This window comes from Absiella sp. AM29-15 (assembly GCF_003434225.1).
Classification (GTDB): domain Bacteria; phylum Bacillota_I; class Bacilli_A; order Erysipelotrichales; family Erysipelotrichaceae; genus Hoskinsella; species Hoskinsella hominis.
This window is the reverse complement of sequence record NZ_QVFL01000048.1, coordinates 1-1,546: the sequence shown is the minus strand read 5'-3', so window position 1 is coordinate 1,546 and position 1,546 is coordinate 1. Positions and strand designations below refer to the sequence as shown.

The 1,546-nt window shown below is 49.3% G+C and carries 2 protein-coding genes and 1 pseudogene; all 3 read left to right on the top strand.

Annotated elements, in window-relative coordinates; genetic code table 11:
* Positions 1 to 385, top strand: a pseudogene (locus DW761_RS20840) (virulence-associated protein E); the annotation flags it as partial.
* Between the two features lie 241 nt (positions 386 to 626).
* Complete coding sequence (locus tag DW761_RS20830) at positions 627 to 824, top strand: hypothetical protein (protein WP_003020324.1); 198 nt, start codon at positions 627 to 629, stop codon at positions 822 to 824.
* A partial coding sequence (locus tag DW761_RS20825; protein WP_158553866.1) for a recombinase family protein occupies positions 825 to 1,546 on the top strand: 722 nt, incomplete at its 3' end.

The following is a 1,546-nucleotide window of genomic DNA, read 5'->3' as shown; positions in this document are numbered from 1 at the left end:
GTTCAAGCTGGCTTTCAGCCCTGCCATGCAGCGGTATCTCAAAGAACACCAGCGGGATTTTATGCCGGAGGACACCAAAGCCGGGATGATACAGGCGTATCTTGATAAGTACACCGGGAGCATGGTCTGCTCCAAGCAGCTCTATAAGGAAGCCTTGAACCATGCCTTTGACGAGCCGAAGCAATGGGAAATCCGGGAAATCAACGAGATTATGAACCAGTGCATTTCTGGCTGGCGGTACTTCCCGAACCCAAGAATGTTTTCCGAATATGGCAGACAAAAGGGCTGGGAGCGTGAAAACCCGGCAACGGACTCCGGCAACCCGTCTGAAAAAACGATGGACGGTTTTGTGGAGGTCACAGAACAGATGGAGCTTCCGTTCTGAAAATGGCAGCCCGTTGCACCCCCTGTTGCTATCCCGTTGCCGAGCCGGTTGCCGGGGAAAATCCCGAAACTATCGGCTTTTCTCCCCTATGACAACCAAAACAACAGAAAAATAAAAGAAAAGTATAAATAGTAATCATCGCCAGATTGAGATTGTTTGCAAGGTCTTTTGAAGCCCGTTGCCGGACTTCGTTGCCGACACCCTCTGTCTGGCTATTTTCATGTATGGAGGATAACTGCCTATGGCAAAAAACAAAACAGAGATTCATGTGACTACTGTGTTTGACGGGGAGCTTGACGCAACCGATGTGTTCGTCAGCCTGATTTCCCAGAAATATGGAAAGACAAATACGAAAGAATATCTTGCTAAAAGGAAAGATATGAGCTATAATGAAGATGAGGTTCAAAAGAGCCAGATACCGTCTGGATTGTGTGGGTAAATGGCTATGATGAACGAAATGGAATACAGAACAATCGGTTCGGCACTTGCCGGGGGCTATCGTGCGGCGGTCTATTGCAGGCTGTCAAAGGACGATGACCTGCAAGGCGAAAGTGCCAGTATCGCAAACCAGCGTGATATGCTGGAAAAATACTGCGAAAAGCAGGGATGGGAGGTTGTGGCAGTCTATCAGGACGATGGTTTCACAGGTCTTAATATGGAGCGTCCTGATTTACAGAGAATGTTGAGAGCCATTGAGCGCAGGCAAATCAACCTTGTCATCACGAAAGACCTCAGCCGACTGGGGCGGAACTATCTGCAAACCGGGCATTTGATTGAGGACTTTTTCCCAAGAAACGGTGTCCGCTATATCGCCATGAATGACGGTATCGACACCCTGCGGGATAACAACGATATTGCCCCGTTCAAGAATATCCTGAACGAGATGTACAGCAAGGATATTTCCAAGAAAGTCCATTCCTCTTATCTTCTGAAAGCGCAGAAAGGACAGTTTACCGGGTGTCTTGCCCCGTTTGGGTATCGGAAAGACCCGGAGGACAAAAACCATCTGCTCATTGACGAGGAAACCGCCCCGATTGTGCGGCTGATTTTCGGATATGCCCTGAACGGTCATGGTCCGAACTATATCCGCAGACGGCTGGAGGAAGAAAAAATCCCCTGCCCCACATGGTGGAACCGGGAACGGGGGCTTCGCAATACCCG